The sequence below is a fragment of the Bradyrhizobium sp. USDA 3364 genome, assembly GCF_054056355.1.
The window spans coordinates 225,092-250,825 of the sequence record NZ_JBSRYG010000002.1 but is presented as its reverse complement, the minus strand read 5'-3'; the positions used below and the strand labels follow the sequence as shown (position 1 = coordinate 250,825).

The following is a 25,734-nucleotide window of genomic DNA, read 5'->3' as shown; positions in this document are numbered from 1 at the left end:
GATAACGACGTCAGGGTCAAGGTAGAGTAGCCATGCAATCCTTCCTCGACATCTTCGACATCTACCTGCTGGAGGCCGTCATCAACGGCATCCTGCTCGGCGGCGTGCTGGCGCTGCTGGCGCTCGGGCTCAATTTGATCTTCGGCGTCATCGACGTCACCTGGATCTGCTACGCCGAGCTCGTGATGATCGGCATGTACGGCATGTACTATCTGGTGCAGGTCTTCCACCTGCCGTACTGGGCCGCCGCGCCGCTGGTCATCCTGCTGGTGGCGCTGCTTGGCGCCGCACTGCATTTCCTGGTCATCGAGCCCTTGCTGACTGCGCCGCCGATCAACCAGCTGCTCGCCACCGGCGGCGTGCTGTTCATCCTGCAGAGCTTCGCCACGGTCGCCTTCGGCATCGATTTCCGCAATCTCGGCATCCGCCTGCCGGTGCTGGCGCTCGGCGAGATGAATTTCAGCTACGCGCGATTGCTGTCGTTTGCGGCGGCGCTGGTCGGCATGGTCTGCGTCTATCTGTTCCTGACCCGCACCTTCACCGGCACCGCGATCCGCGCCATCGCGCAGGACCGCCAGATCATGCCGCTGATGGGCGTCGATCCGAAACGGATCTATCTCGTCACCTCGGCGATCGGCGGCGGGCTTGCCGGTCTCGCCGCCTGCCTGTTGGTGCTGCAATATGACGTGCATCCGTTCGTCGGCCTGTCGTTCGGGCCGATCACCTTCCTGATCTGCGTGCTCGGGGGGCTGGGCAATTTCATCGGCGGCTTCATCGCCGCCTTCGTGTTCGCCGAGATCATCTCGCTCGGCGGCCTGTTCTCCGATCTCGAATGGGGCTACGTGCTGGCGTTCGCGTTCTTCATCGTGATGATGTTCATCCGGCCCGCGGGTCTGCTGGCGAGGCGCTCGTGAGCAGCAAGCCGGCCATCTGGATCATCGCGCTGCTCGCGCTCATCGCGCTGCCCTTCGTGCACCGCGATCCCTATCATCTGCACGTGCTGGTGCTGATCCTGATCTGGTCGTTCGCTTACACCTCGTGGTCGATCATGGGCCGCTTCGGCCTGGTCTCGCTCGGCCATGGCGGCTTCATGGGCATCGGCGCCTATGTCACCGCGCTGCTTTGGAATCACCTCGGCGTCTCGCCCTGGATCGGCATTCCCCTGAGCATGGCGACGGCCGGCGTGCTCGCGCTCGTCGTCGCTTATCCCTGCTTCCGCTTCCGCATCACCGGGCACTATTTCGTGCTGGTGACCTTGGCGCTGTCCGGCATCGTGCTCCAGGTCATCACCGCGACCCGCGACTATACCGGCGGCTCGCTCGGCTACACGCCGCAGCGCGCCCAGAGCGGCAAGGGGCTGCTCGCGCTGCAATTCGACGACAAGACCACCTGGTACCTGATCGCGCTCGCGGTCTGGGTCGCAGGGCTCGTGATCTGGCGCGCGATCGACCGCAGCATGATCCGCCACGCCATGGAGGCGATCTCGGAGGATGAGGACGCGGCCGCCGCGGCCGGCGTCAATGTCACCGCCGAGAAGCTCAAGATCACCCTGATCAGCGCGCTGATGACGGCGCTGTCAGGCGCGCTGTATTGCCAGTACCAGATGTTCATCTCGCCGGATACCGTGAGCGGCATCGCGGTCTCCTTGCAGATGGTGTTCGCGGCGATCGTCGGCGGCGTCTATGTTGCGCTGGGGCCGACGGTCGGCGCGATCATCACCATCGTGCTGGCCGAGGTGCTGCGCATCTCGTTCGGCACCAAGGCGGTCGGCTGGGACAATCTGGTCTATGGCGTGCTGCTGGTGCTGTTCATCATCTTCCTGCCCAAGGGCATTCTTGGTAGCCTGATCGACCGGATCAAATCGCCACGTAAGCCGTCGAGAGGCCATGAGCAGCAAATCGTCCCCATCGCTCGCCGATGAACTGAAACCCTTTGTTGCGCCGTTCCGCTTCGACGGGGCGGGCGGATTTCACCTCAAGTCGTATCCGACCGCCGAGAAGGGCGGCATCGAGAAGGACGCCGGCGGCAAGATCATCGAGGCCAACCGCAAGCGGCTGAACGATTTCCAGGAGAAGCTCTACGCCCAGGACCGCTGGTCGCTGCTGCTGATCTTCCAGGGCATGGATGCCGCCGGCAAGGATTCCGCCATCAAGAGCGTGTTCGAGGGCGTCAACCCGCAGGGCTGCGAGGTCTCCTCCTTCAAGCAGCCGTCGAGCAGGGAACTCGACCACGACTACATGTGGCGCGCCATGATCGCGCTGCCGGAGCGCGGTCGCATCGGCATCTTCAACCGCTCCTATTACGAGGAATGCCTGGTGGTGCGCGTGCATCCCGAGGTGCTCGGCAAGCAGAAGATCCCGAAGAAGCTGGTGACCAAGGAGATCTGGCGCGAGCGCTTCGAGGACATCTCCGCGATCGAGCGCTATCTGTCGCGCAACGGCACCGTGATCCTGAAATTCTTCCTGCACGTCTCCAAGGAGGAGCAGCGCCAGCGCTTCCTCGACCGGCTCGAGGAGCCGGCCAAGAACTGGAAGTTCTCGATGGCCGACGTCTCCGAGCGGGAGCTGTGGGCGAAATACCAGGCGGCCTATCAGGACATGATCCACCACACCGCAAGCAAGCACGCGCCCTGGCACATCGTGCCTGCCGACCACAAATGGTTTGCCCGCGTCGTGATCGGTTCGACCATCGTCAATGCGCTCGACAGGCTCGAGCTGAAATTCCCCGAGGTCGACAAGGCCGAGCTCGGCGAATTCAAGCGCGTCCGCGCGGCACTGGAGGCGGAAGGCAAGGGCGGGGCGGCGGAGAAGAAGGCGGCGAAGAAGGAGGCTACGAAAGCTTAGCGGCGCGTTTTCTCTCGCGCGTGGCCCGTTACGTAAGGGGAGCAAGCTGGTCAGGCTCCCTCCCTGGTACCCCTCTCCCCAACCCTCCCCCGCAAGGGGGGAGGGAGCCCTTCCAGGGGTGCGTCCTCACAGGGTCAGATCGGCAATGTGCAACGATACGCTCACGCCGCGGCTTCGCCGAACACCATCTGCCAGCCCTTGCGCGTATCCATGTATTCCCGCACCTGCTTGATGCGGCCGGCCTCGACCGTGAACACGAAGCAGTAGTCGTTGTCGTAGGGCCGGCCGCCGGGCAGCGTCGCGCGCATGCGCTCCTCGACGATCACGCTGTCGCCGTCGGCATGCACCGCGCGGAAGCTGATGTCGATCTCGGTGAACAGGCGGTGCATCTCGGTCGAGATGAAGCCGGCGATCGCCTCCGCGCCGATCATGTGGTCGGTGTGATCGAGCGCGACCGCGGTGGCGTTGCGCGCCGGCGCGATCCATTCGGCGTCCGGCGCGAACAAGGCGGCAATCAAATCGGCGTCGCGTGTCCTGAACGTTTGCCAGGCGTTGAGGACGATTTCCTTGGCAGTTTCCTTGGCGGTCGGGCTGGTCATTGCGATGTCTCCAACTGGTGATCGACCGGTTCGATCTAGGTCAGCGCAGCGCGTCGTGCTGGCCGGAATCGGACCTCATCACCGCCGGCCCCTTTCCCTGATCGCGCGATGCGCTAGTCTCCGCCCCATGCTGAGCTTCGAGATCTGCAACGCCGCGCGGCTGCGGCGCGACGCGCGCTATGACGGCCGCTTCTTCACCGCGGTGAAGACCACGCGGATCTATTGCCGTCCGGTCTGTCCGGTGAAGCACCCGTTGCCGCGTAACGTCACCTACTACCCGACCGCGGCCGCGGCCGAGGCGGCGGGCTACCGGCCGTGCCTGCGCTGCCGTCCGGAAACCGCGCCGTTCTGCCCGGCGTGGAACGGCACGCGCTCCACGGTTGCGCGCGCGCTGAAACTGATCGACGGCGGCGCGCTCGAGCGCGGCTCGGTCGCGGCACTCGCCGACCGGCTCGGCATCACCTCGCGCCATCTCACCCGGCTGTTCGAGCGTCATGTCGGCGCCAGTCCGCAGCAGGTCGCGATCACCCGCCGCGTCCAACGCGCCAAGCGCCTGATCGACACGACAGACGATGCGATGACCGAGATCGCTCTCCGCGCCGGCTTCGGCAGCGTCCGCCGCTTCAATGCCGCCTTCGCCGACCTCTACGGCCGCTCGCCATCCAGCCTGCGGGCGTCTTCGCGCGCGCGGAGCCGAGGCGGGCGAGCGCTGGGCGAGGTAGCTGCATCGCCAGCCGATGTGGGTGAGCCCATTGGTCGGGCTCCCCTTGCCGGGTCGGATGCGAGGCGCTTGAACGATTTCGGAATATTGGAAATTTATCCCTGAGTTGCCCGACACGTCAAGTCGCCTTGTCGAACGCCGGCAGCCGCCGGCTCCTTTGCATGGGGTTGTTTTCAATATTTTGGCCGCGCGCGGCGGCGGCGGTCCCGCAACGGGGAGGAGATCCCACTGCTAGTGCGCCCCTGATGTGCCGTGCGGTCTCGGCACGTTAGGTCAATCCTCCTGACCATCTTTACCCATTGCGGCGGCTCGCCATAATCGTCTAGAACGACGGCGCACAGCGCGTCCCGGCAACCAACCGTCAATGGTTTTGACCGAGGGTTTGGCGCTCAACAGGGTCTGGCAATGCTGATTCGCGGCCAAATCGATGGGATTTCGGGGGAGGTGGCCCGGGCTACCGCCACGTTCCCGGCCGCAGCGCCCACCCTCCTTATTGGCGGCCTGCTTCTTACCTGCCCCTGAGGGCCGGCTGGGCATCTGCGCCTGGGCACTCAGGGGTTTGTACGAGATCACCGGACCCTGATATCGCCCAAGTAAACGCTCAAGTAGCAACATGACGGGCGCAAAGCTCAAAGGAATTTCTGACATGGCCACCGCTGATAAGTCCGAGAAGGACCGCGTCATCATTTTCGATACCACCCTGCGCGACGGCGAGCAGTGCCCCGGCGCCACCATGACCTTCGAGGAGAAGCTCGAGGTCGCCGAACTGCTGGACGATATGGGCGTCGACGTCATCGAGGCCGGCTTCCCGATCACCTCGGAAGGCGACTTCCAGGCGGTCAGCGAGATCGCCCGCCGCTCCAAGAACTCGGTCATCGCGGGCCTGTCCCGCGCCCATCCGGCCGACATCGACCGCTGCGCCGAGGCCGTCAAGTTCGCCCGCCGCGGCCGCGTCCACACCGTGATCGCCACCTCGCCGCTGCACATGCGGGTGAAGCTGAACAAGACCCCGGAGGAGGTCATCGAGACCTCGGTCGCGATGGTCGCCCGCGCCCGCAACCAGATCGACGACGTCGAGTGGTCGGCCGAGGACGGCACCCGCAGCGAGATGGATTATCTGTGCCGGATCGTCGAAGCCGTGATCAAGGCCGGTGCCACCACGGTGAACATCCCCGACACCGTCGGCTACACGGTGCCGGAGGAATACACCCACTTCATGAAGACGCTGATCGAGCGCGTGCCGAACTCCGACAAGGCGGTCTTCTCGGTGCATTGCCACAACGATCTCGGCATGGCGGTCGCCAACTCGCTGGCCGGCATCATGGGCGGTGCGCGCCAGGTCGAATGCACCATCAACGGCATCGGCGAGCGCGCCGGCAATGCCGCGCTGGAAGAGATCGTGATGGCGATCAACGTGCGGAACGACAAGTTTCCGTACTGGAACAAGATCGACACCACGCAGCTGACCCGCGCCTCGAAGGTGGTGTCGGCCGCGACCTCGTTCCCGGTGCAGTACAACAAGGCGATCGTCGGCCGTAACGCGTTCGCGCATGAGAGCGGCATCCATCAGGACGGCGTGCTGAAGGATGCCTCGACCTACGAGATCATGCGGCCCGAGATGGTCGGCCTGAAGCAGTCCTCGCTGGTGCTCGGCAAGCATTCCGGCCGCCATGCTTTCATCCACAAGCTGGAGGAGCTGGGCTACAAGCTCGGCCCGAACCAGCTGGAGGATGCCTTCACGCGGATGAAGGCGCTGGCCGACCGCAAGAAGGACATCTACGACGAGGACATCGAGGCGCTGGTCGATCAGGAGATGGCCGCCGCCCACGATCGCATCAAGCTGACCTCGCTGACCGTGATCGCCGGCACCCATGGCCCGCAGCGCGCGACCATGAAGCTCGACGTCGACGGCCAGATCAGGATCGAGGAAGCCGAGGGCAACGGCCCGGTCGACGCCGTGTTCAACTGCATCAAGCGCCTGGTGCCGCACGAGGCCAAGCTGGAACTGTACCAGGTCCACGCGGTGACCGAAGGCACCGACGCGCAGGCCGAAGTCTCGGTGCGCCTGGCGCATGAGGGCCGCTCGATGACCGCGCGCGCCGCCGATCCCGACACGCTGGTTGCCTCGGCCAAGGCCTATCTCGGCGCCCTGAACAAGATCGTCATGAAGCGCCAGCGCGACGTGCCCGCGGCCAAGGTCGCGGGGTGACGCGCAAGAGCGGTCGAGAGTTGAGAACGCGGCGCTCCGGCGCCGCGTTTTTGTTTAGGCGCCCCTTATCTTGCTTCGTCATCCTGATGAGGAGCGCGCAGCGCGTCTCGAAGGATGGATGCACGGCCCCGTCGTTGCGAGCGGAGCGAAGCAATCCATCTTTCCGCTTGTTGATGCATGGATTGCTTCGTCGCTTGGCTCCTCGCAATGACGGCCGTGGTTGATCGCTTGGGATGGAATTTCCAATTCCTGGTAATTCCTGGAATCGCATCCCAATAATCCGCCCCATTCCGCACCGCTTTGGAATCTTCCGCGCCGGCTCCGGCGGTATCCTGTGGCCTTTCCCGGGACGCCCGCCCATGCAGATCGCCTCGATCGTATCAGACACGCAACGCAGCCCCACGCCCGCGGAGGCCGCGCTGACGCGCCGGGTCGACCTCACCACGCTCCGCCTGTTCGTCGCGGTCTGCGACGAGCAGAACCTCACCCGCGCCGCGCAGCGCGAGGGGATCGCGGCCTCGGCGGTGTCGAAGCGGATGAACGATTTCGAGCTGGCGTTCGGCGTCACGCTGTTCAAGCGGCTCGCCAAGGGCATGGCGCTGACGCCGGCCGGCGAGGCGCTGCTGCATCACGCCCGGGTCACGCTGCTCAACGTCGAGAAGATCGCGGTCGAGCTGTCGGAATATTCGCAAGGCGTGCGCGGCCACGTCCGCATGCTCGCCAACCTCTCGGCGATCGTTCAGTATCTGCCCGACGATCTCTCCGCCTTCTTCGCCGCACACGAGCTGCTCCGCGTCGATCTGCAGGAGCGGCCGAGCGGGCAGGTGGTGCGCGGCATCGAGGAGGGCGCGGCCGAGATCGGCATCTGCTCCGCCGAGGCCGACAGCCGTGCGCTCGAAGCCTTCCATTACCGCTACGACAATCTGGTGGTGGTGATGCGGCCGGACCACCCGCTGGCCGGGCGCGAGACATTGCTGTTCACCGAGACGCTCGATTTCGACCATATCGGCCTGCACACCGCGAGTTCGATCTATCTGCGCTCGCAATATGCGGCGACGCAGGCCGGCAAGACGATGCGGCTGCGCATCAACGTGCCGGGCTTCGACGCGGTCTGCCGCATGGTGCAGGCCAATATGGGGCTCGGCCTGATCCCCGATCGCGCCTTCCGGGTCATCGGCGCCGGCATGGGCCTTCGCGCCATCCCGCTGCGTGACGACTGGGGGCGGCGCGAGCTGAAGATCGTGGTCCGCGACGCCGCGCATCTGTCCGCAACCGGCCGCCTGATGCTGGACTATCTGCGCACGATCGAAACGGATCGTCTCGGGCGCGTTGGCGGACTCGCCGGCTAAGGCACGATCCGGAAAAGTGTGAAGCGGTTTCCCCTCGCGACAAACGCGAAACGCTTGCGCCGGGATCATCTCAAACCGCAAGCCAGGGCACGCTGCCGGATTTCCGGAACGTGAACGCGACTGCGGCGATCTGTCACAAGGGTGTCGCGGTCGCCCCCGTAAGAGGAGCCCATTCCAATTTTCAAGAAATGGGGGGCTCATGTTCAAATCAATCGCCACATCGCAAACCACGCGCCGCGCCATTGTCCGGCACCTGATCGTCGGCACGGCGCTCTCACCGGTGCTGTTTGCGATCCATCCGGCACTGTCGCAGACCGCCGGCAATCCGCATGAATTGCTCGTCAGCACAGCGGTCTACGCCGGCAAGCCGTCGACCGTCACGGTCGGCCAGACGCTGCCGACCGGCGCGACGGCGGTGGCCGACGGCACCTATCCGGGTGTCTTCAACAACGTTGCCGTCGATTCGAACTTCGGCGTGACCGCGCCGGTCGTGATCAAGAAATTCCATCTGGAAGGCCACCGGCTGCGCGAGATCGGCGTGTTGACCGTTCCGGCTGACGTGGCGGTGACGAGCTTCAGCTCCAAGTCCGAATTGTCGCTGCATTTGTCGCCCGACGGCAAGGCCGTGACCTTCATGGGCTATGACGCTGCGGTGAACCAACTGGACATCTCCAACTCCAATTCGCCCAACCATGTCGATCCCACCAATCCGGACACCAGCGTGCATGCGCGCGTGGTGGCGGAGCTGGATTTCGACGGCTCGCTGCACCGGACCAAGGTCAACATCTATAGCGGCGACAACGGCCGCGGCGCGATCCGCGCCAACAAGGTCAATGGCACCCAGGCCGACCAGTATTTCACGGTCGGCAATGCCGGCAACGGCAGCGGCACCCAGCCGGTGCTCGTCGTCAACGACACCGGCGTTCAGCTTGCGACGCCGGGCGTCGACGGCTCCGATGCCGTGGTGGGCGTGCAGCAGGGAACGCCCGGCAGCAAGAACGGCTTCCAGTTCGGCTTCTCGGTCACGCAGCTCGGCTTTGCTGCCGACAAGTCCGGCAAGGACGACAATTTCCGCGGCATCGCGATCTCCGGCAACACGCTCTATGTGACCAAGGGCAGCGGCAGCAACGGCATCAACACGGTCTATCAGGTTGGTCAGCCCGGCGTGCTGCCGACCCGGGATACTGCCGCCTCGACGACGTTCAGCATTCTTCCGGGCTTCCCGAACAATCCCACGGCGAACTCCGGTGCCAACGGCTTCTATCCGTTTGGCATCTGGTTCGCCAATGCGACGACGCTCTATGTCGCGCAGGAAGGCGACGGCAAGCTGGCGGATGCGGCGGCATCGACGACGGCCGGCCTGCAGAAATGGGTCTATGCCAACGGCACCTGGACCCTGGCCTACACGCTGCAGAAGGGCCTGAACCTCGGCACCTCCTATCACGTCAACGGCTATCCGACGGATCCCGCAACCGGTGGCCTGCGCAACATCACCGGCCGCGTCCACCGCGACGGCACCGCGACGATCTTCGCGGTGACGTCGACCGTCGGCACCTCGGTTGAGCCGGGCGCTGATCCGAACCAGGTGGTCGCCATCACGGACAGGGTCGCGGCGACGCAGCTGCCTGCGAATGAAGCGTTTGACGTGGTTGTGCCGCCCGCGTTCGGAACGGTCTATCGCGGCGTGTCGTTCGCCCCGGTCAATTGCGATGGCGATCATGGTCAGATGAAGGATCATGGTCGCGGTCACGACGGCGACGACAACGCCCAGGGCGACGACGTCTGCGGTCCGACCAGGATCGCTGCAGGGCATTGATTGCCCGCCGCCAGCGGAGCCTCCGCCGGTTGCTCCGGTCAGGCTTCGCCTGGGGTAAATGCAGCAGGGCGCGATCGGCTGATCCCCGATCTCGCCTTTTGCGCTGCACCAGCCTCATTATCTCCCTGCAGAATCTTCACGCAGCCGGGACCTGCCGGTTGTCGCCACGCGGGTTACGTTGTGGACAACGATTCACCGCGGTGCGTGCATCCGGCAAGGCGGCATGGGGACAGGAGTGCTATGATGGCGAACACGATTTCCGGCATTCAGATCCCGGACAGCAAGATCGCCCGGGAGGCCGCCGAGTTGGTCCGGCAATACGAGACCGAGATGCTGTTCAATCACTCGGTTCGCGTCTTCGTGTTCGGCGCGCTCAAGGGCGTCAGGCAAAATCTGAAATTCGATCCCGAACTGCTTTACGTCGCCGCGCTGTTTCATGATCTGGGGCTTGTCGATCATTTCCATAGCGAGACGAAGCGGTTTGAAGTCGACGGGGCCGATGCGGCGCGCAAATTTCTCCGGAGCCATGGCATCCCGGAGCCGAAAGCGGATCTGGTGTGGGAAGCGGTTGCCCTGCATACGACGCCCGGCATCCCGCAATTCATGCGGCCGGAGATCGCGCTCACTAATGCGGGTGTTCTGCTCGATGCCGTCGGCGTCGGATACGACGAGTATACGCCCGAACAGCGGGACAGCGTCCTTGCCGCGTTTCCGCGCGGCGATTTCAAGAACGAGTTCATCGAGGTTCAGACTTGCTCGGCGCTCAAGAAGCCGCAGACCACGTTCGGCACGGTCAATTTCGATTTTGTGATCGATCGCGATCCCGCATTCCACCGGCCGAATGCCTGCACCCGGATTCGCAATACGCCGTGGCCGAGCTGAGTGGGGCGGCGGACATCATCCGCCGTCAAGCGCGGCGAGGCGATCGGCTTCCATGATGTCTTCGACGGTATTCGCATTGAAGAACGGATCCAGCGGCTCGGTCGGCCATTCGACCGTGGCCAGCGGATAGCGCGCGGTCCAGCGGTCGATCTTGCGCACATCCTCGTCGACCAGCGCATGGCGCAATTCGCCGCGCAGGCGCACGCTCCAGAGGCCGATGACCGGATGGGTCTGTCCGCCGGACGAGGCGACCGCAAGCTCGGCATTCTCCGCTATCCGCGCCTGCTCCAGGCGTGCGACGAGATCGCGCGGAAGAAACGGACAGTCGCCCGCCGCGCTCAACACCCATTGCGCGTCCGGCCGGTTGGCGGCGGTCCAGTCGAGCGCGGCCAGGATGCCGGCGAGAGGGCCGGGAAAATCCGCGACATCGTCGGCAACGACCGGAAGACCGAACGCGGCGAAGCGCGCCGGGTCGCCATTGGCGTTGATGATCAGCCCGCCGCATTGCGGCGCTAGCCGGTCGATCACCCGCTGCAGGATGGTGCGGCCGGCGATCTTGCGCATCGGCTTGTCGCCGCCGCCCATCCGTCGCGCGAGGCCGCCGGCGAGCAGCACGCCGGGGATGTCAGTCATTGCCGGCCTCGCCCTTGCGCTTGTGACGCATCGATTCCTCTTCCACATAGTCGAGGTTCTGGTCGTAGACGATCCGCTCCTGGCCGGACAGCGCGATGAAGCGCTTGCCGCGGGCGCGCCCGACCAGCGTCAGTCCGACCTGCCGCGCCAGATCGACACCCCATGCCGTGAATCCGGAGCGGGAGATCAGGATCGGGATGCCCATCCGCACTGTCTTGATCACCATCTCGGATGTGAGACGCCCCGTGGTGTAGAGGATCTTGTCCGCGGGATCGACGTTGTGGCGATAGATCCAGCCCGCGATCTTGTCGACGGCGTTGTGCCGGCCGACATCCTCGGTGTAGCAGACCGGCGTGCTCTCCTTGCAGAGCACGCAGCCGTGGATGGCGCCTGCTTCCAGATAGAGCGACGGCATTGTGTTGATGGTGTGCGTCATCCGGTAGAGCCAGGAGGTACGCAGTTCGGCCTTCGGCAGCGCGACCTTCTCGACGGCTTCGAGCAGGTCGCCGAACGCCGTGCCCTGGGCACAGCCCGAGGTCTGGGTGCGCTTCTTCAGCTTGGCCTCGAAATTGGTGTGGTGCTCGGTGCGCACCACGACGACCTCGAGATCGTCGTCATATTCGACCTCGGTGACGACGTCGTCGTATTTCAGCATGTTCTGGTTCAAGAGGTAGCCGAGCGCGAGATATTCGGGATAGTCGTTGATCGTCATCATCGTGACGATCTCCTGCGCGTTCAGATACAGCGTCAGCGGCCGCTCCACCGGCACCTTGATCTCGGTCCGCTCGCCGGTCTGATCGACGCCGACGACGCGCTCCGTCAGGCGCGGGTCGTCCGGATCAGGAACAATGATGGGAGCGGTGGTCTTCTTGGTCACAGGTCTGCGTCCCGATGGGTTCACATGGCAACGGTGCTAGGGATATAAGCACGATCGGAGACTGACTTGCCACTCTCCGCCGCTTCGCCGGAACTGCCACGGACGGTCCGGCTTAAGGATAACGCCGCAGGTCGCGATCCGGGTCGAACAAATCTTGTCGATGGCCGAGGACTGAAGGACACAATGGCGCAGCTTTCGGACGACTGCTTCGCGTTCGGCGGACCGATGATGTCGGTCGACGAGGCCGTCGCGATCATCGCCGCGCGCGTCAAGCCGGTCGGCGAGACGGAAGCCGTTGCCCTGGTGGATGCCGACGGACGCATCCTTGCCGGCGACCTGGCCGCACCCCTGGCGTTGCCGCCCTTCATGAATTCCGCCGTCGACGGCTACGCCGTATCAGGCACGGACCTGCCGGCGAGCGGCGAGCGCGCGTTTCCGGTCGCAGGCCGCGTGCAGGCAGGAGCGCCGGCGCAGCCCGCGCGGCCCGGCCAGGCGGTGCGGATCTTCACCGGCGCGCCGATGCCCGACGGCACCGACACCGTGTTCATGCAGGAAGACGTGCGGATCGACGATGCGGGCAACGTCATCCTGCCGGCCGGCCTGAAGCCCGGCGCCAATGTGCGCCCGGCCGGCGAGGACATCGCACGCGGCCACGTCGCGCTGGCGCAGGGCAGGCGGCTGCGTCCGCAGGACATCGCCGTCGCCGCGGCCTTCGGGCTGACCACGCTCGACGTCGTGCGGCGGCTGCGCGTCGGAGTGTTCTCCACCGGCGACGAGCTGGCCGCGCCGGGTGGCTCTCGCGGCGAAGCGCAGTTGTTCGATTCCAACCGCTTCATGCTGATGGCGACGTTGCGCAGGCTCGGTTGCGAGGTCGGCGATCTCGGCATCCTGCGCGACGAGCGGGCCGAGCTTGCCGCCGCGCTCAAGCAGGTCGCGCGCAGCTTTGACCTGATCCTGACCACCGGCGGCGTCTCGACCGGCGAAGAAGACCACGTCAAGGCCGGTATCGAGCAGGCCGGCTCGCTGGTGCTGTGGCGGATGGCGATCAAGCCGGGCCGTCCGGTGGCGATGGGAATCATCGACGGCACGCCGTTGATCGGCTTGCCCGGCAACCCCGTGGCGAGCTTCGTCACCTTCGTCCATGTGGTGCGGCCGACGGTGCTGGCGCTCTCGGGAGCGGTACCGTCTGCCTTGCTGCCGATGCCGGTCCGCGCCGCCTTCAGTTACAAGAAGAAGAGCGGCCGGCGCGAATATGTCCGAGCCTCGCTGCGCAGGGCGGCGGACGGTGCGCTGGAGGCGACCAAGTTTCCCCGCGAAGGCGCCGGCCTGCTGTCGTCTTTGGTTGAGACCGATGGACTGATCGAACTCGGCGAGCCCGTGGTGCGGGTCGAGCCGGGCGATATCGTCGGCTTTCTCGGCTACGCCGATCTGCTGTGAGCGCTGCGACACGGCCGAAATCGCGCGGCAGAACGACCGCGCGGCCGTTGTCGCGATAGCGAATCCAGATCGCCCGATAGGCAAACATTAACAACGGCCTGCGCGGCAACCGGACGCCCCTAGAGGCGTTCTAAATATGCTTGCCTGTGGCATGCCAGAGAATAGAGTTGGTTCAGCAAGCGCGATTTGCGCAAGAGCGAGGTTTCAAGGCGAGGATTCATGAGCCAAGGCGACGTTCACAAGGTCCGCGCGTTCGAGCATCCCGGCGCAGGCAGGAAGCGGGCGAAAGCCACGCCCAAGGGACGCCAGGTCGACCCTGTGGCCGCGCATGAGATCGAGGCGCTGCTTGCGGACCGGCCGCGGCAGCGCGACCTCCTGATCGAGTACCTGCATCTGATCCAGGACAAGTACCATCAGATCTCGGCGGCGCATCTGGCCGCGCTCGCCGACGAGATGAAGCTGTCCTTCGCCGAAGTGTTCGAGACCGCGACCTTCTACGCGCATTTCGATATCGTGAAAGAGGGCGAGCCCGATATCGCGCCGCTCACCGTGCGGGTCTGCGATTCGCTGACTTGCGCGATGCTCGGCGGCGAGCAGCTGTTGAAGGACCTTCAATCCCGCGCCGGCCCGGGCATGCGCGTGGTGCGCGCGCCATGCGTCGGCCGCTGCGACACCGCGCCTGCTGCGGAGGTCGGCCACAACTTCGTCGATCATGCGACCGTCACCAACGTGCTCGCGGCCGCAAAGAGCGGCGACACCCATGTGCATCTTCCGCCTTACGTCGACTACGACGCCTATGTCGCCGGCGGCGGATACCAGTTGCTGGCGCGGCTGCGCTCGGGTGTGCTGCCGCGGGAAGACCTGCTGAAGGCGCTCGACGATGCCTCGCTGCGCGGTCTCGGCGGCGCCGGTTTCCCGACCGGCCGCAAATGGCGCGCCGTGCTCGGCGAGCCCGGTCCGCGGCTGATGGCTGTCAACGGCGACGAAGGCGAGCCCGGCACCTTCAAGGACCGCTATTATCTCGAGACCGATCCGCATCGCTTCCTCGAGGGCATGCTGATCGGCGCGCACGTGGTCGAGGCGCCGGAAGTCTACATCTACATCCGCGACGAATACCCGGCCTGCCGCGAGATCCTCGATCGCGAGATCGCAAAGCTGCCGCCCGGTGGTCCGACGTTGCACCTGCGGCGCGGCGCCGGCGCCTATATCTGCGGCGAGGAATCCTCGCTGCTGGAATCGATCGAGGGCAAGCGCGGCCTGCCGCGGCACAAGCCGCCATATCCGTTCCAGGTCGGGCTGTTCGGCCTGCCGACGCTGATCAACAACATCGAGACGTTGTGGTGGGTTCGCGACATCGTCGAGAAGGGCGCCGACTGGTGGAAGAGCCACGGCCGCAACGAACGTCACGGCCTGCGCAGCTTCTCGGTGTCGGGACGCGTCAAGGATCCCGGCGTCAAGCTCGCGCCGGCCGGCATCACGCTGCGCGAACTGATCGACGAGTTCTGCGGCGGCATGGCCGACGGCCATACCCTGCAGGCGTATCTGCCGGGCGGCGCGTCCGGCGGCATCCTGCCGGCCTCGATGGACGACATCCCGCTCGATTTCGGCACGCTGGAGAAATACGGCTGCTTCATCGGCTCCGCCGCCGTCGTCGTGCTCTCGCAGGCCGATGACGTCAGGGAGGCGGCGCTGAACCTGATGAAGTTCTTCGAGGACGAGAGCTGCGGGCAATGCACACCCTGCCGCGCCGGAACCGAGAAGGCGGCGCTCTTGATGCAGCAGCCGGTCTGGAACAAGGAATTGCTCGACCAATTGAGCCAGGCGATGCGCGATGCATCGATCTGCGGCCTCGGTCAGGCGGCCTCCAATCCGCTGACCTCAGTGATCAAGTATTTTCCGGACGGGTTTCGTCCGCAGCAAGCCGCCGAATAGGCGGGGTCGAGCAGGCATTTCGACGAGGATTTAATGAGTAACCATCAGAACGGCCAGACCATTCAGTTCGAGCTCGACGGCAACCAGGTCGAGGCGCGCGTCGGCGAGACGATCTGGCAGGTCGCCAAGCGCCAGGGCACCGAGATCCCGCATCTCTGCTATTCGCCCGCGCCGGACTACCGCCCGGACGGCAATTGCCGCGCCTGCATGGTCGAGATCGAAGGCGAGCGCGTGCTGGCGGCATCCTGCAAGCGAACGCCGACGGTCGGCATGAAGGTGAAGTCGGCCAGCCAGCGCGCCGTCGCGGCGCAGAGGATGGTGATGGAGTTGCTCGTGGCGGACCAGCCGGCGCGCGAGACCTCGCACGATCCGGATTCGAAATTCTGGCACTGGGCCGAGAAGACCGGCGTGACCGAAAGCCGCTTCCCGGCGGCCGAGCGCTGGCAGGCCGACGCCAGCCATCCGGCGATGCGCGTCAATCTCGATGCCTGCATCCAGTGCGGCCTCTGCGTGCGGGCATGCCGTGAGGTGCAGGTCAACGACGTGATCGGCATGGCGTACCGCAATCACGACTCGAAGATCGTGTTCGACTTCGACGATCCTATGGGCGAATCGACCTGCGTCGCTTGCGGCGAATGCGTGCAGGCCTGCCCGACTGGCGCGCTGATGCCGGCTGTGATGCTCGACGACAAGCAGACGCGCGTCACCTGGCCGGATCGGAAGGTGGACTCGCTGTGCCCGTATTGCGGCGTCGGCTGTCAGGTCACCTACGAGGTCAAGGACGAGAAGGTGATCTACGCGGAAGGCCGCGACGGTCCCGCCAATCACAACCGGCTCTGCGTCAAGGGCCGCTTCGGCTTCGATTACATCCATCACCCCAATCGCCTGACCAAGCCGCTGGTGCGGCTGCCGGGCGTCAAGAAGGATGCCAACGATCAGGTCGATCCGGCCAATCCCTACACCCATTTCCGCGAGGCGACGTGGGAGGAGGCGCTCGATCTTGCCGCCGCCGGCCTGCGCAAGATCCGCGACGAGAAGGGCGCCAAGGCGCTGGCCGGCTTCGGCTCGGCCAAGGGCTCCAATGAAGAGGCCTATCTGTTCCAGAAGCTGGTCCGCACCGGCTTCGGCTCCAACAATGTCGATCACTGCACGCGGCTGTGCCACGCCTCGTCGGTGGCGGCGCTGTTCGAGGGACTGAGCTCCGGCGCCGTCTCCGCGCCGTTTTCGGCTGCGGCCGATGCGGAAGTGATCTGGGTGATCGGCGCCAATCCGACCGTCAACCATCCGGTCGCCGCGACCTTCATCAAGAACGCCGCCAAGCGCGGCGCCAAGCTCTACGTGATGGATCCGCGCCGACAGTCGCTGTCGCGCCATGCCACGCAGCACCTCGCGTTCAAGCCCGGCAGCGACGTCGCGATGCTGAACGCGATGATCCACACCATCATCACCGAGGGCCTGACCGACGAGCAGTACATCGCCGGTTACACCGAGGGCTATGACGATCTCAAGGCGAAGATCCAGGAGTTTACGCCGGAGCGCATGGCGCCGATCTGCGGCATTCCGGCCGAGACGCTGCGCGAGGTGGCGCGCAACTACGCCCGCGCCAAGTCGTCGATCATCTTCTGGGGCATGGGCATCAGCCAGCACGTCCACGGCACCGACAACGCGCGCTGCCTGATCGCGCTCGCTCTGATCACCGGCCAGGTCGGCCGCCCCGGCACCGGACTGCATCCGCTGCGCGGCCAGAACAACGTGCAGGGCGCCTCCGACGCCGGCCTGATCCCGATGTTCCTGCCGGACTATCAGCCGGTCGGCCGTGACGACATGCGCGGCGCCTTCGAGAAGCTGTGGGGGCAGGAGCTCGATCCGGTGCGCGGGCTGACCGTCGTCGAGATCATGAACGCGATCCATGCCGGCGAAATCCACGGCATGTATGTCGAGGGCGAAAATCCGGCGATGTCCGATCCCGATCTGCAGCACGCGCGCGAGGCGCTGGCGAAGCTCGATCATCTCGTCGTGCAGGATCTGTTCGTCACCGAGACCGCATTCCACGCCGACGTCATCCTGCCGGCCTCGGCGTTCGCCGAAAAGTCCGGCTCCTTCACCAACACCGACCGCCGCGTGCAGCTGGCGCGCGAGGTGATCAAGCCGCCGGGCGATGCGCGGCAGGATCTCTGGATCATCCAGGAGATCGGCAAGCGGATGGGATTGCCCTGGAATTATGCCGGGCCCGGCGAGGTCTTCACCGAGATGGCCGAGCTGATGCCGTCGCTGAAGAACATCACCTGGGAGCGGCTGGTGCGCGAGGGCGCGGTGACCTATCCGGTCGACGCTCCCGACAAGCCGGGCAACGAGATCATCTTCACGACAGGCTTCCCGACCGAGAGCGGCCGCGGCAAGATCGTGCCGGCCAAGGTGATCCCGCCGGACGAGCTGCCCGACGACGAGTATCCGATGGTGCTGTCGACCGGTCGCGTGCTCGAGCATTGGCACACCGGCTCGATGACGCGCCGCGCGCAGGTGCTCGACCAGATCGAGCCCGAAGCGGTCGCGTTCATGACGCCGAAGGACATGCGCAAGAAGGGCCTCGCGCCCGGCGACTTCATCCGTCTCGAGACGCGCCGCGGCGCGGTCGAGGTCAAGGTCCGCGCCGACCGCGACGTGCCCGAGAACATGGTCTTCATGCCGTTCTGCTACGCGGAGGCGGCGGCGAACCTGTTGACCAATCCGGCGCTCGATCCGTTCGGCAAGATTCCGGAGTTCAAGTTCTGCGCCGTCCGCGCCGAGAAGATCGATATCCGGACCGCGGCGGAATAGCGGCGCACCGAGGCGGAGTGGGCCGCACGCATCGCCAGTGCGCATCTGCTCCCGGTTCCAGAGCGGACACGTGCCGCCCTTGACTCACGGCAATGCACGAAACTCGAAAGCTGCTTCGAGATAAGTGTCGCGTGCCCGGTAACCGCCTGTTTACGACGAGTTCAGAGACCGGCCGCCGGCCTTGTTTCTGCATGTTGCGTTAGGAATGTGCGTGGTAGCACGGCAAAAAATTGCAACTACCGGGCGATGGAATGAGCAATTTCAGATTTGGTCTGCTGGCGATCGGCGTATTCGCGTTCATTTTCATCGGCGGAACCTGGGCAAAGCATGGTTTCCCTCTGCTCGTGTACGGCATCCAGCCGCTCAAGCGCGATGCGCGCCTGCCGACCTTTGGCGACGGCATGGACGAGAAGCTCCGCAAGGACTGGGTCGCCACGAAGTCGAACCAGGGCGATGGCAACGCCGAACGCAACAAGCTTCGCCGCGAATTGCTTCAGGCATCGAACGCCTACAAGCTATCGCCTTGCAGCGACATGGCGAAGAAGAATCTGGTCGAGGCGCTCTCGAACTACACTAACGCCTGGCACGCGCTCGCATGGTGCACGTCCGGGGTGAACGGGTGTCCCCGAACTCTCGATGAAAGCCTCGACGCAGCCGCGGCCACATTCCAGACGCCGGCCGATCTCAATCTGCACCAGGCGGTAAGGGATGCCGTCGAAATCGGCGGCATCTACCGGAGCGACTTTCCAGAATCGATCCGGCACTTTGTCTTTCAATGGGGCAATGCGTCGCCGCCGGATGAACCCAAGGAAGCCTGCCTCGTCGCGCGCAAGACTGCGAGCCGCAAATGAGGCTGATCCTCTACATCGTCGGAGCGCTGTTCGTCGCCAACATTGTCGCGGCGACCTTCATCTGGCCTCCGGAGAAGGACGCGGCTCCAGAGCCAAAGGTTGTCGTCAACGCGGCGACACTGAAGGGGCAGGACCCCTGGATGGTCAAGGAGAGCTACAACGCGCCCTATCGAAATCTCGTGCGGGCGAATACGCTCAAGACACTCGACGCGCCTTGGTCCGAACGTTGTTCTGCAGCGGGCCACAAGACGCTCGTGCTCAGCATCAATGGCTACTACGACATACGTGATCGGGACGTCAGCAACTACGCCGAGGTGTTTGGCGAAGCCGCACGACAATTCGCACTAAAGGCTTGGCGCACGCCTGACGACAATCGGATCGAGCGGTTGATCGGCGAAACGTTCGCGCGAGGGTATATCTCGGAAGCAGAATTGAAGCCGGTTACCCAGCTGGCACTCGCCAGCGAGATCGGCAAGAGCCATGCATCGGCGTGCAAGAGTTGAACCGCATAGCGGTTGGGGGATGTAACCCATGCGGCCGGCACGCCACCGCGTGTCGGCACCAAGCCTTGTCAGTCAGCTCGGCAATGCTAGTTTCCCAGGAGCAAGCAAGGAACGGGCAATGACCGGGCAAGCCACCACAGCCGCAGCATTGACGACGATCAAGGTCATCATTTCGGGCGGCTTCGCCGCGGTCTACCGGGACGTGCTGCCTGAATTCGAGCGAAGTACCGGCATCAAGGTGGAAACCGGCTCCGGAGCATCTGAAGGCACCGGACCGAAGACGATCCGGCACCAGCTTGCGAATGGCATCAGGGCGGACGTCGTGATCCTCTCGCGCGAGGGGCTTAAGACGTTGACCGAAGACGGGCGGATTCGCGCGGGCTCCGAAGCTGGGCTGGCGACGGCGCCGTTAGCCGCAGCGGTTCGGGCAGGCGATCCCAAGCCCGACATCGGCAATGCCAGCGCGCTCAGGAAAGCCTTGATCGACGCCGTCGAGGTGGTGGCGCCAAGCAGCACCAGCGGGCAGTTCGTCCGCGACAGGATCTTCCCGAAGCTCGACCTGCCGGACGCGGTGAGGCTCACCCTCGAGGCGCGTGGAACCGAAGCGGCTGAAGCGCTCCGAGCAGGCAGGGCCAATTTCTCGATCGGCCCGACCAGCGAACTGGTTCATGAGACCGGCATCGACGTTGTCGGACTGTTGCCGCCGGATCTCCAGCTCGTGCAGATCTTCACAGCCGCGGTCGTCAGCGACTCCGAGTCGCCCGAAGCAGCCCGGCTCCTGATCGAGTTTCTTTCCTCTGATACCGATATCCTGCGCGCGGCAATCAAGCGGGTGGGCATGGAGCGGCCGCGCGGATAGATTGCCTGCACCCATGCGCCCGGCGTCATGCTGACGCAGGCGCGGGGGCTCAGTGATCGCCGGGTACTGCGTTGAGCGGCGCGCCGCCGGTCGATATCGGCCCTGCCGGTTTGGGTGCCCGAACCGGCGGCCGTCTCGGCTTCGGTGCGGCCTGCGCAACCGGCGCATGCGGTGGTTCGGCCGCAGCCGCGGTCGGCGGTGGCACGGGGGCTGGAGCAGGGCGCTGGAGCGCGTCGACCTTCGACGTCAGGGCCGCCAATTGGTCGACAACGGTCTTCAACTGCTCCTGCTGGTCCGCCACAGACTTGTTCAGCGCCCCGATGTCGTCCTCGAGCTTCTGCTGGGTGGCGAGGAGATCCGGCAACGCCGCCTTGTCACTTGCGGCCGCATCGTCGCCAGGCGCTGCGTTGCCCAGCGACGTGACCAGCGGCTGGATTTGCGGCCACGCGTAGACACCCCCGGCGCCGGCACAGGCGAGGATGAGGATCAGCAGGAACCACGGCCAGCGGCGGCGGGCGGCAGGAACCGGGCTTGACGGCGAATGGCGTTGCCACGCCTGATCGGAATCGATGGTCACCCATGCTTCCTAGTCTGCTTCGGCAGCTGTTGCAATCGATGCCGAGTCTGACCACCTTGGCATGTATGTCCCTTTCGTCCGGAGCCCCATTGGCGCCCACGCACACGTCCCAACTTCTTGAGGAACTCGTCGCTCAAGCACCGGACGGTCCCGTCAACCTCGAATGGCTCCTCAGCAACCTGGACAAGCGGTCGTTCGGCCTGCTCCTGCTGCTCTTGGGGCTCCTGGTGATCATTCCCGGCGTCGCGACGATCGCGACGCTGGCGCTGCTGTTTCCGGCGGTCGAGATGATGCTCGGCCACAGCGCGCCGTCGTTTCCGCATTTCGTGTCGAAGCGGCAGTTCGACTTCAAGCGCTTCAAGCGTTTCACCGTGCTGGTCCGCCCGATGCTGCAGGCGATCGAGCGCATCAGCCGGCCGCGTTGGGACGCGCGTCGCGAGGTGATCGACCGCCTCGTCGGATTGATCGTGTTTCTGCTGGCCTTCTCGGCAGGCTGGCCGCTGCCGCTGGTGAACGTCATTCCGGGCGTGGTGGTCGTGCTGATCGCGATCGCCTATTTGCAGGAGGACGGTCTGCTGCTGACCGTTGCGATGGCGGCGGCGCTGATCTGCCTGCTCGGGCTCGGATGGACGCTCTGGGCATCGTTCGGCGCCGTGACGAGCTGGATGGGGCTGTGACGCGCGACGGCTCGCGGATCAAGTTTCGACTTAAGGGTCGACAACTCGCGCCGGCATGATCATGATCTCGCCCGACGTCGCGGCCAACAGCGACGCGAATGGGGAGAACATGATGCGAAGCATCACACTTGCGGCGGTTGCCGCGCTCGGCCTTGTTGCCACGTCAGCCGTTCTTGCTGCCGACAAGAAATACGATCCCGGCGCCAGCGATACCGAAATCAAGATCGGGCAGACCATGCCCTACAGCGGTCCGGCTTCGGCCTATGGCACGCAGGGCAGGGCCGAGGCTGCATACTGGAAGATGATCAACAGCCAGGGCGGGATCAACGGCCGCAAGGTCACGCTGCTGAGCATGGACGACGGCTACAGCCCGCCGAAGACGGTGGAGCAGACGCGCAAGCTCGTCGAGCAGGACGAGATCCTCGCCGACATCGGCTCACTCGGCACGCCGACGAATTCGTCGATCCAAAAATATCTGAACGGCAAGAAGATCCCGCATCTGTTGATCTCGACCGGGGCCTCGAAGTGGAATGATCCGAAGGAATTTCCCTGGACCACGCCGTTCTATCCGCCCTATGCGCAGGAAGCGAAGATCTACGGCAAGTACATCCTCAAGGAGCTGCCGAGCGCGAAGATCGGCGTGCTCTATCAGAATGACGATTTCGGCAAGGACTATCTGAAGGGCTTCAAGGAGGCGCTCGGCGACAAGGCCGGTCTCATCGTCAAGGAGCTCAGCTACGAGGTCACCGATCCGACGATCGATTCCCAGATCGTCAATCTGAAGGCAGCCGGCGCCGACGTGCTGATGACGATCACGACGCCGAAGTTCGGCGCGCAGGCGATCCGCAAGGTCTCTGACCTCGGCTGGAAGCCGACGCACTTCATCGTGTCGGTGTCCAGTTCGATCGGCGGTGTGCTCGAACCCGCGGGCCTCGAAGCGTCCACCGGCCTGATGACGGCGCTGGCGACCAAGGTAGTGGGAGATCCTGCGTGGGATTCCGACAAGGGCGTGCAGGACTATCTCGCCTTCATGAAGCAGTGGTATCCCGAAGGCAATCCGATCGATGGCAGCAACCAGATCGGTTACCTGTCCGCGCAATTCACGGCCATCATCCTGAAGAACTGCGGCGACGTGCTGACGCGCGAGAACCTGCTGAAGCAGGCGACGAACCTGAGCAAGGTATCGCTGCCGCTGCTGCTTCCCGGCATCACGGTGTCGGTGTCGCCGACCAACTATTCCACCTTCGACACCTTTAAGCTCGCGAAGTTCGACGGCAAGACCTGGAAGTTCTTCGGCGAGAACATCAGCACCGCGTCGCGGTGAGAACACGCGAGCGGCAGCCGTGCCAGTTCGCATGAAGGGGACGCAGCAGATTGGCTGCGTCCATGTGGAGCGGGGGCTGGTCGTGAGACTCGCGTGGTGGCAGCAGCGACCGTTCGTGGCTCAGAGCCGACCTCGCTGAGGCGTCAATTGATGTGAGCTGTTGACGCAGAGCTCTCTCAATCCATCGATCGGCCGCAAGTGCTTCACTTGTCTCGCGAACGTTCGTTTTGTCGGCACGGAACTGTTGATTTCGCTCCATGGAACACGTTGCCAAGAAGCCACAGCGATCGAAGGGAATGGAAATGGGTGGCGTCATTCCCGTGGCGGCGCGCACGCGCACAGCTTATTGATCAGGGATCAAATCGGGCAGCGCGAATCATTTTGAGCCCGGCAGTTTGTTTCTGACACGTGATTGATCTGAGCTGGAATTGGCTAAGCCGGTTCAATAAGCCATGGAGCTAGTCGCGAAATGAATTTTGATAATCAGTCGAGATCCAATTATTCGAACCAGATGCATTCCCTCTCCGCCGCTGAAACGAATGAGAGCCACGGCAGTGAGACGCGCTTCGGATTCAAGGCAACGGACTTGATCGTATACCCTGCACACGGCGTCGGCCAAATCGTGGCGATCGAGGAGCAGACAGTGGCAGGGGCCTGCCTTGAGTTTTTTGTCGTCTATTTCGCGAAGAGCAAGATGACGCTACGCGTTCCGACGAGGAAGGCGGCAAACGCCGGAATGCGCAAACTGTCCGATCCCGTTGCCATCCAGCGCATGCGACAAACCCTAGGGCAAGCGCCGCTCAAAGCGCGGGGCAATTGGTCCCGACTTGCTCAAGAATACGAAAGCAAGATCAATTCGGGCAATATTGTCGCCATCGCGGAAGTCATGCGCGATCTCTACCGGCCCGTTCTCAGTTCCGAACGGAGCTACAGCGAACGACAACTTTACGAGACGGCAGTTGATCGCCTGGCCGGAGAGGTCGCGCTTGTTGGCGGCATTACCGAACAAGAAGCCGTCAGGGAGCTTGAAAGCCTGATCGTCACTGAAGCCAGGCGAAGCGCCTAGATCCCCATTCTGATCAGAAGCGCCGTGGGAACGTTGCTTGCAACAGGGATCGGCTGAGCCATGTCAAAGCTTGGCTGGACCTTCCGACTTGCGAGTTGTTCGCCGTTCTCATCGTGCTCTATGCGGCGACCGGCGCCGCCATCGTCATCGCCCGGCACTCTGGGCGATCCAGTACGCCGCGGCCCATCGGTTCAATAGTGACTGCCTCTGGAATACTGGATCACCCGCTTTCGCGGGTGATGACACCGGTTGTTTGACATCTTGAACCGAGCGCCATCCTCGCTGTCGTCCCTGCTTTCGCAGCAACGATAGCGGTGGGTGCTGTGAAAGCTGCGTACGCCGCGGGAGGAGGGCGACGGCGGGCATGAGGCACCAGCATTCGCGCCCGGCGAACTCGCCATTGCCAAACCTCGCATTGACCGCGCGGCGATGGCCGGGCACAGCGTGCGGGCGGTGTCATTGAACGGTCGCGAGAACCGAAGGGGATACCGCTGCATCGGATATTGCAGTGCAACAATGACGGAATTAGCCCCTGCTAAAGGGGCAATGGCAATCGTCGTTGCTTGTCTGTAATGGTGCGACCGGATGTCTCGGGGCCGGTATTCGTGCTCCGCAATTACGCGGGAGGAAACATGCGTAAATTCATTTGGGCTGCGGCGTCGATCGCGGCCTTGACCTTTGTCGGACCGGCCGCGGCGCAGGCGCCGATCGTCCTCAAATTCAGCCACGTGGTGGCCTCCGATACGCCGAAGGGCAAGGCGGCCGACAAGTTCAAGGAACTCGCCGAAAAGTACACCGGTGGCAAGGTGAAGGTCGAGGTCTATCCGAACTCGACGCTCTACAAGGACAAGGAAGAGCTCGAGGCGCTGCAGCTCGGCGCGGTGCAGATGCTGGCGCCGTCGAACTCGAAGTTCGGCCCGATCGGCATCAAGGAATTCGAAGTCTTCGATCTGCCCTACATCCTTCCGGACCTCAAATCGCTGCGCCAGGTGACCGACGGTCCGCTCGGCGCCCAGCTGCTCAAGAAGCTGGATTCCAAGGGCATGACCGGTCTCGCCTATTGGGACAATGGCTTCAAGCAGATGAGCGCGAACAAGAAGCTGGTCGCGCCGGCCGACTACAAGGGGCTCAAGTTCCGCATCCAGTCGTCGAAGGTGCTGGAGGCCCAGTTCCGCGCGCTCGGCGCGATCCCGCAGGTGATGGCGTTCTCCGACGTCTACCAGGCGCTGCAGACCGGCGTGGTCGACGGCCAGGAGAACACCTGGTCGAACATCTACACCCAGAAAATGCATGAAGTGCAGAAGTACGCCACCGTCACCAATCACGGCTACATCGGCTATGTCGTCGTCGTGAACAAGAAGTTCTGGGACGGCCTGCCGGCCGATATCCGCGAGCAGCTCTCCAAGGCGATGAAGGAAGCCACCGAGTTCGGCAACAGCCAGTCGGCCAAGGAAAACGACGACGCGCTCGAAGCGATCAAGAAGGCCGGCAAGACCGAGATCGTCGCGCTGACGCCCGAGCAGGACGAGGCGATGCGCAAGGCAATGATGCCGGTCTACAAGGACGTCGCCTCGCGCGTCGGTCAGCCCCTGATCGACGAATTCCTCAAGGAAACGGGCCGCAGCCCGATGAACTGAGGCATGATCCGGAAAAGCGGGTACCGGTTTTCCGGAAGGATCATGCTCAATCAATCGCGGATCTGAACCGCAAAAACATAACGATGCCGCGGCCGCGCAAGGCCGCGGCCTGGGTGCCGTGGCCG

21 protein-coding genes and 1 pseudogene are annotated in these 25,734 nt (G+C 64.3%); 18 read left to right on the top strand and 4 right to left on the bottom strand.

The window, feature by feature from the left end:
* The first annotated feature begins 32 nt into the window (after positions 1 to 32).
* The 3 genes from ACVILL_RS01455 to ACVILL_RS01445 are packed head-to-tail and all read left to right on the top strand — an operon-like array spanning position 33 to position 2,843.
* Positions 33 to 914, top strand: a complete 882-nt coding sequence (locus ACVILL_RS01455; RefSeq protein WP_456727509.1) for a branched-chain amino acid ABC transporter permease — start codon at positions 33 to 35, stop codon at positions 912 to 914.
* Positions 911 to 1,921 (top strand): branched-chain amino acid ABC transporter permease, encoded by a 1,011-nt coding sequence (locus tag ACVILL_RS01450; RefSeq protein ID WP_456727508.1) that lies wholly within the window; start codon positions 911 to 913, stop codon positions 1,919 to 1,921. The genes ACVILL_RS01455 and ACVILL_RS01450 overlap by 4 nt, the downstream gene beginning before the upstream one ends.
* A complete protein-coding gene (locus ACVILL_RS01445) occupies positions 1,887 to 2,843 on the top strand; it encodes a polyphosphate kinase 2 family protein (RefSeq protein WP_456727507.1) in 957 nt (318 codons plus the stop codon). The genes ACVILL_RS01450 and ACVILL_RS01445 overlap by 35 nt, the downstream gene beginning before the upstream one ends.
* A gap of 161 nt (positions 2,844 to 3,004) precedes the next feature.
* Here ACVILL_RS01445 and ACVILL_RS01440 read toward each other — a convergent pair whose 3' ends face one another.
* Positions 3,005 to 3,442, bottom strand: coding sequence for a nuclear transport factor 2 family protein (locus tag ACVILL_RS01440; protein ID WP_456727506.1), 438 nt, complete (start codon positions 3,440 to 3,442; stop codon positions 3,005 to 3,007).
* A gap of 127 nt (positions 3,443 to 3,569) precedes the next feature.
* Between ACVILL_RS01440 and ACVILL_RS01435 the strand changes: the two are divergent.
* The 5 genes and pseudogenes from ACVILL_RS01435 to ACVILL_RS01415 all read left to right on the top strand — a co-directional run.
* A pseudogene (locus ACVILL_RS01435) lies at positions 3,570 to 4,118 on the top strand (bifunctional transcriptional activator/DNA repair enzyme AdaA); the annotation flags it as partial.
* A gap of 691 nt (positions 4,119 to 4,809) precedes the next feature.
* Positions 4,810 to 6,372 carry a 2-isopropylmalate synthase gene (locus ACVILL_RS01430; RefSeq protein WP_456727505.1) on the top strand — a complete coding sequence of 521 codons (1,563 nt, stop codon included), beginning with the start codon at positions 4,810 to 4,812 and terminating at the stop codon, positions 6,370 to 6,372.
* A 359-nt stretch (positions 6,373 to 6,731) separates the two neighbouring features.
* Entirely contained in the window at positions 6,732 to 7,721 is a 990-nt protein-coding gene (locus tag ACVILL_RS01425) for a LysR family transcriptional regulator (protein ID WP_456727504.1), read from the top strand.
* Between the two features lie 199 nt (positions 7,722 to 7,920).
* Complete coding sequence (locus tag ACVILL_RS01420; protein ID WP_456727503.1) at positions 7,921 to 9,537, top strand: hypothetical protein; 1,617 nt, start codon at positions 7,921 to 7,923, stop codon at positions 9,535 to 9,537.
* Between the two features lie 243 nt (positions 9,538 to 9,780).
* On the top strand, positions 9,781 to 10,419 hold the full coding sequence (locus ACVILL_RS01415) for an HD domain-containing protein (protein WP_456734139.1): 639 nt from the start codon (positions 9,781 to 9,783) through the stop codon (positions 10,417 to 10,419).
* A gap of 15 nt (positions 10,420 to 10,434) precedes the next feature.
* Here the strand turns inward: ACVILL_RS01415 and mobA are convergent, their stop codons facing one another.
* Positions 10,435 to 11,052 carry a molybdenum cofactor guanylyltransferase MobA gene (gene mobA / locus ACVILL_RS01410; RefSeq protein ID WP_456727502.1) on the bottom strand — a complete coding sequence of 206 codons (618 nt, stop codon included), beginning with the start codon at positions 11,050 to 11,052 and terminating at the stop codon, positions 10,435 to 10,437.
* A complete protein-coding gene (locus ACVILL_RS01405) occupies positions 11,045 to 11,929 on the bottom strand; it encodes a formate dehydrogenase accessory sulfurtransferase FdhD (protein WP_456727501.1) in 885 nt (294 codons plus the stop codon). Before ACVILL_RS01405 ends, mobA begins: the two co-directional genes overlap by 8 nt.
* A gap of 183 nt (positions 11,930 to 12,112) precedes the next feature.
* Here ACVILL_RS01405 and ACVILL_RS01400 point away from each other — a divergent pair, with 183 nt between their 5' ends.
* From ACVILL_RS01400 to ACVILL_RS01375, 6 genes are all read left to right on the top strand, one after another.
* The gene (locus ACVILL_RS01400) at positions 12,113 to 13,366 is read left to right on the top strand and encodes a molybdopterin molybdotransferase MoeA (protein ID WP_456727500.1); all 1,254 of its coding nucleotides are present in this window, start codon (positions 12,113 to 12,115) and stop codon (positions 13,364 to 13,366) included.
* 219 nt (positions 13,367 to 13,585) lie between these two features.
* Positions 13,586 to 15,298, top strand: a complete 1,713-nt coding sequence (locus ACVILL_RS01395; protein ID WP_456727499.1) for an NAD(P)H-dependent oxidoreductase subunit E — start codon at positions 13,586 to 13,588, stop codon at positions 15,296 to 15,298.
* A gap of 33 nt (positions 15,299 to 15,331) precedes the next feature.
* A complete protein-coding gene (gene fdhF / locus ACVILL_RS01390; RefSeq protein ID WP_456727498.1) occupies positions 15,332 to 18,115 on the top strand; it encodes a formate dehydrogenase subunit alpha in 2,784 nt (927 codons plus the stop codon).
* 251 nt (positions 18,116 to 18,366) lie between these two features.
* Positions 18,367 to 18,966: a hypothetical protein gene (locus ACVILL_RS01385; RefSeq protein WP_456727497.1), complete on the top strand. Its 600-nt coding sequence runs from the start codon at positions 18,367 to 18,369 to the stop codon at positions 18,964 to 18,966.
* On the top strand, positions 18,963 to 19,469 hold the full coding sequence (locus ACVILL_RS01380) for a hypothetical protein (RefSeq protein ID WP_456727496.1): 507 nt from the start codon (positions 18,963 to 18,965) through the stop codon (positions 19,467 to 19,469). The genes ACVILL_RS01385 and ACVILL_RS01380 overlap by 4 nt, the downstream gene beginning before the upstream one ends.
* A 118-nt stretch (positions 19,470 to 19,587) precedes the next feature.
* Positions 19,588 to 20,328: a substrate-binding domain-containing protein gene (locus ACVILL_RS01375; protein ID WP_456727495.1), complete on the top strand. Its 741-nt coding sequence runs from the start codon at positions 19,588 to 19,590 to the stop codon at positions 20,326 to 20,328.
* A 49-nt stretch (positions 20,329 to 20,377) separates the two neighbouring features.
* Here the strand turns inward: ACVILL_RS01375 and ACVILL_RS01370 are convergent, their stop codons facing one another.
* Positions 20,378 to 20,905: a hypothetical protein gene (locus ACVILL_RS01370; RefSeq protein ID WP_456727494.1), complete on the bottom strand. Its 528-nt coding sequence runs from the start codon at positions 20,903 to 20,905 to the stop codon at positions 20,378 to 20,380.
* An 89-nt stretch (positions 20,906 to 20,994) separates the two neighbouring features.
* Between ACVILL_RS01370 and ACVILL_RS01365 the strand changes: the two genes are divergently transcribed.
* The 4 genes from ACVILL_RS01365 to ACVILL_RS01350 all read left to right on the top strand — a co-directional run bounded on the left by ACVILL_RS01365 (position 20,995) and on the right by ACVILL_RS01350 (position 25,609).
* Complete coding sequence (locus ACVILL_RS01365; protein WP_456727493.1) at positions 20,995 to 21,582, top strand: exopolysaccharide biosynthesis protein; 588 nt, start codon at positions 20,995 to 20,997, stop codon at positions 21,580 to 21,582.
* Between the two features lie 109 nt (positions 21,583 to 21,691).
* A complete protein-coding gene (locus ACVILL_RS01360; protein ID WP_456727492.1) occupies positions 21,692 to 22,906 on the top strand; it encodes an ABC transporter substrate-binding protein in 1,215 nt (404 codons plus the stop codon).
* Between the two features lie 469 nt (positions 22,907 to 23,375).
* On the top strand, positions 23,376 to 23,972 hold the full coding sequence (locus tag ACVILL_RS01355) for a CarD family transcriptional regulator (RefSeq protein ID WP_456727491.1): 597 nt from the start codon (positions 23,376 to 23,378) through the stop codon (positions 23,970 to 23,972).
* Positions 23,973 to 24,604: 632 nt separating this feature from the next.
* Positions 24,605 to 25,609, top strand: coding sequence for a TRAP transporter substrate-binding protein (locus ACVILL_RS01350; RefSeq protein ID WP_456727490.1), 1,005 nt, complete (start codon positions 24,605 to 24,607; stop codon positions 25,607 to 25,609).
* Positions 25,610 to 25,734 lie beyond the last annotated feature (125 nt).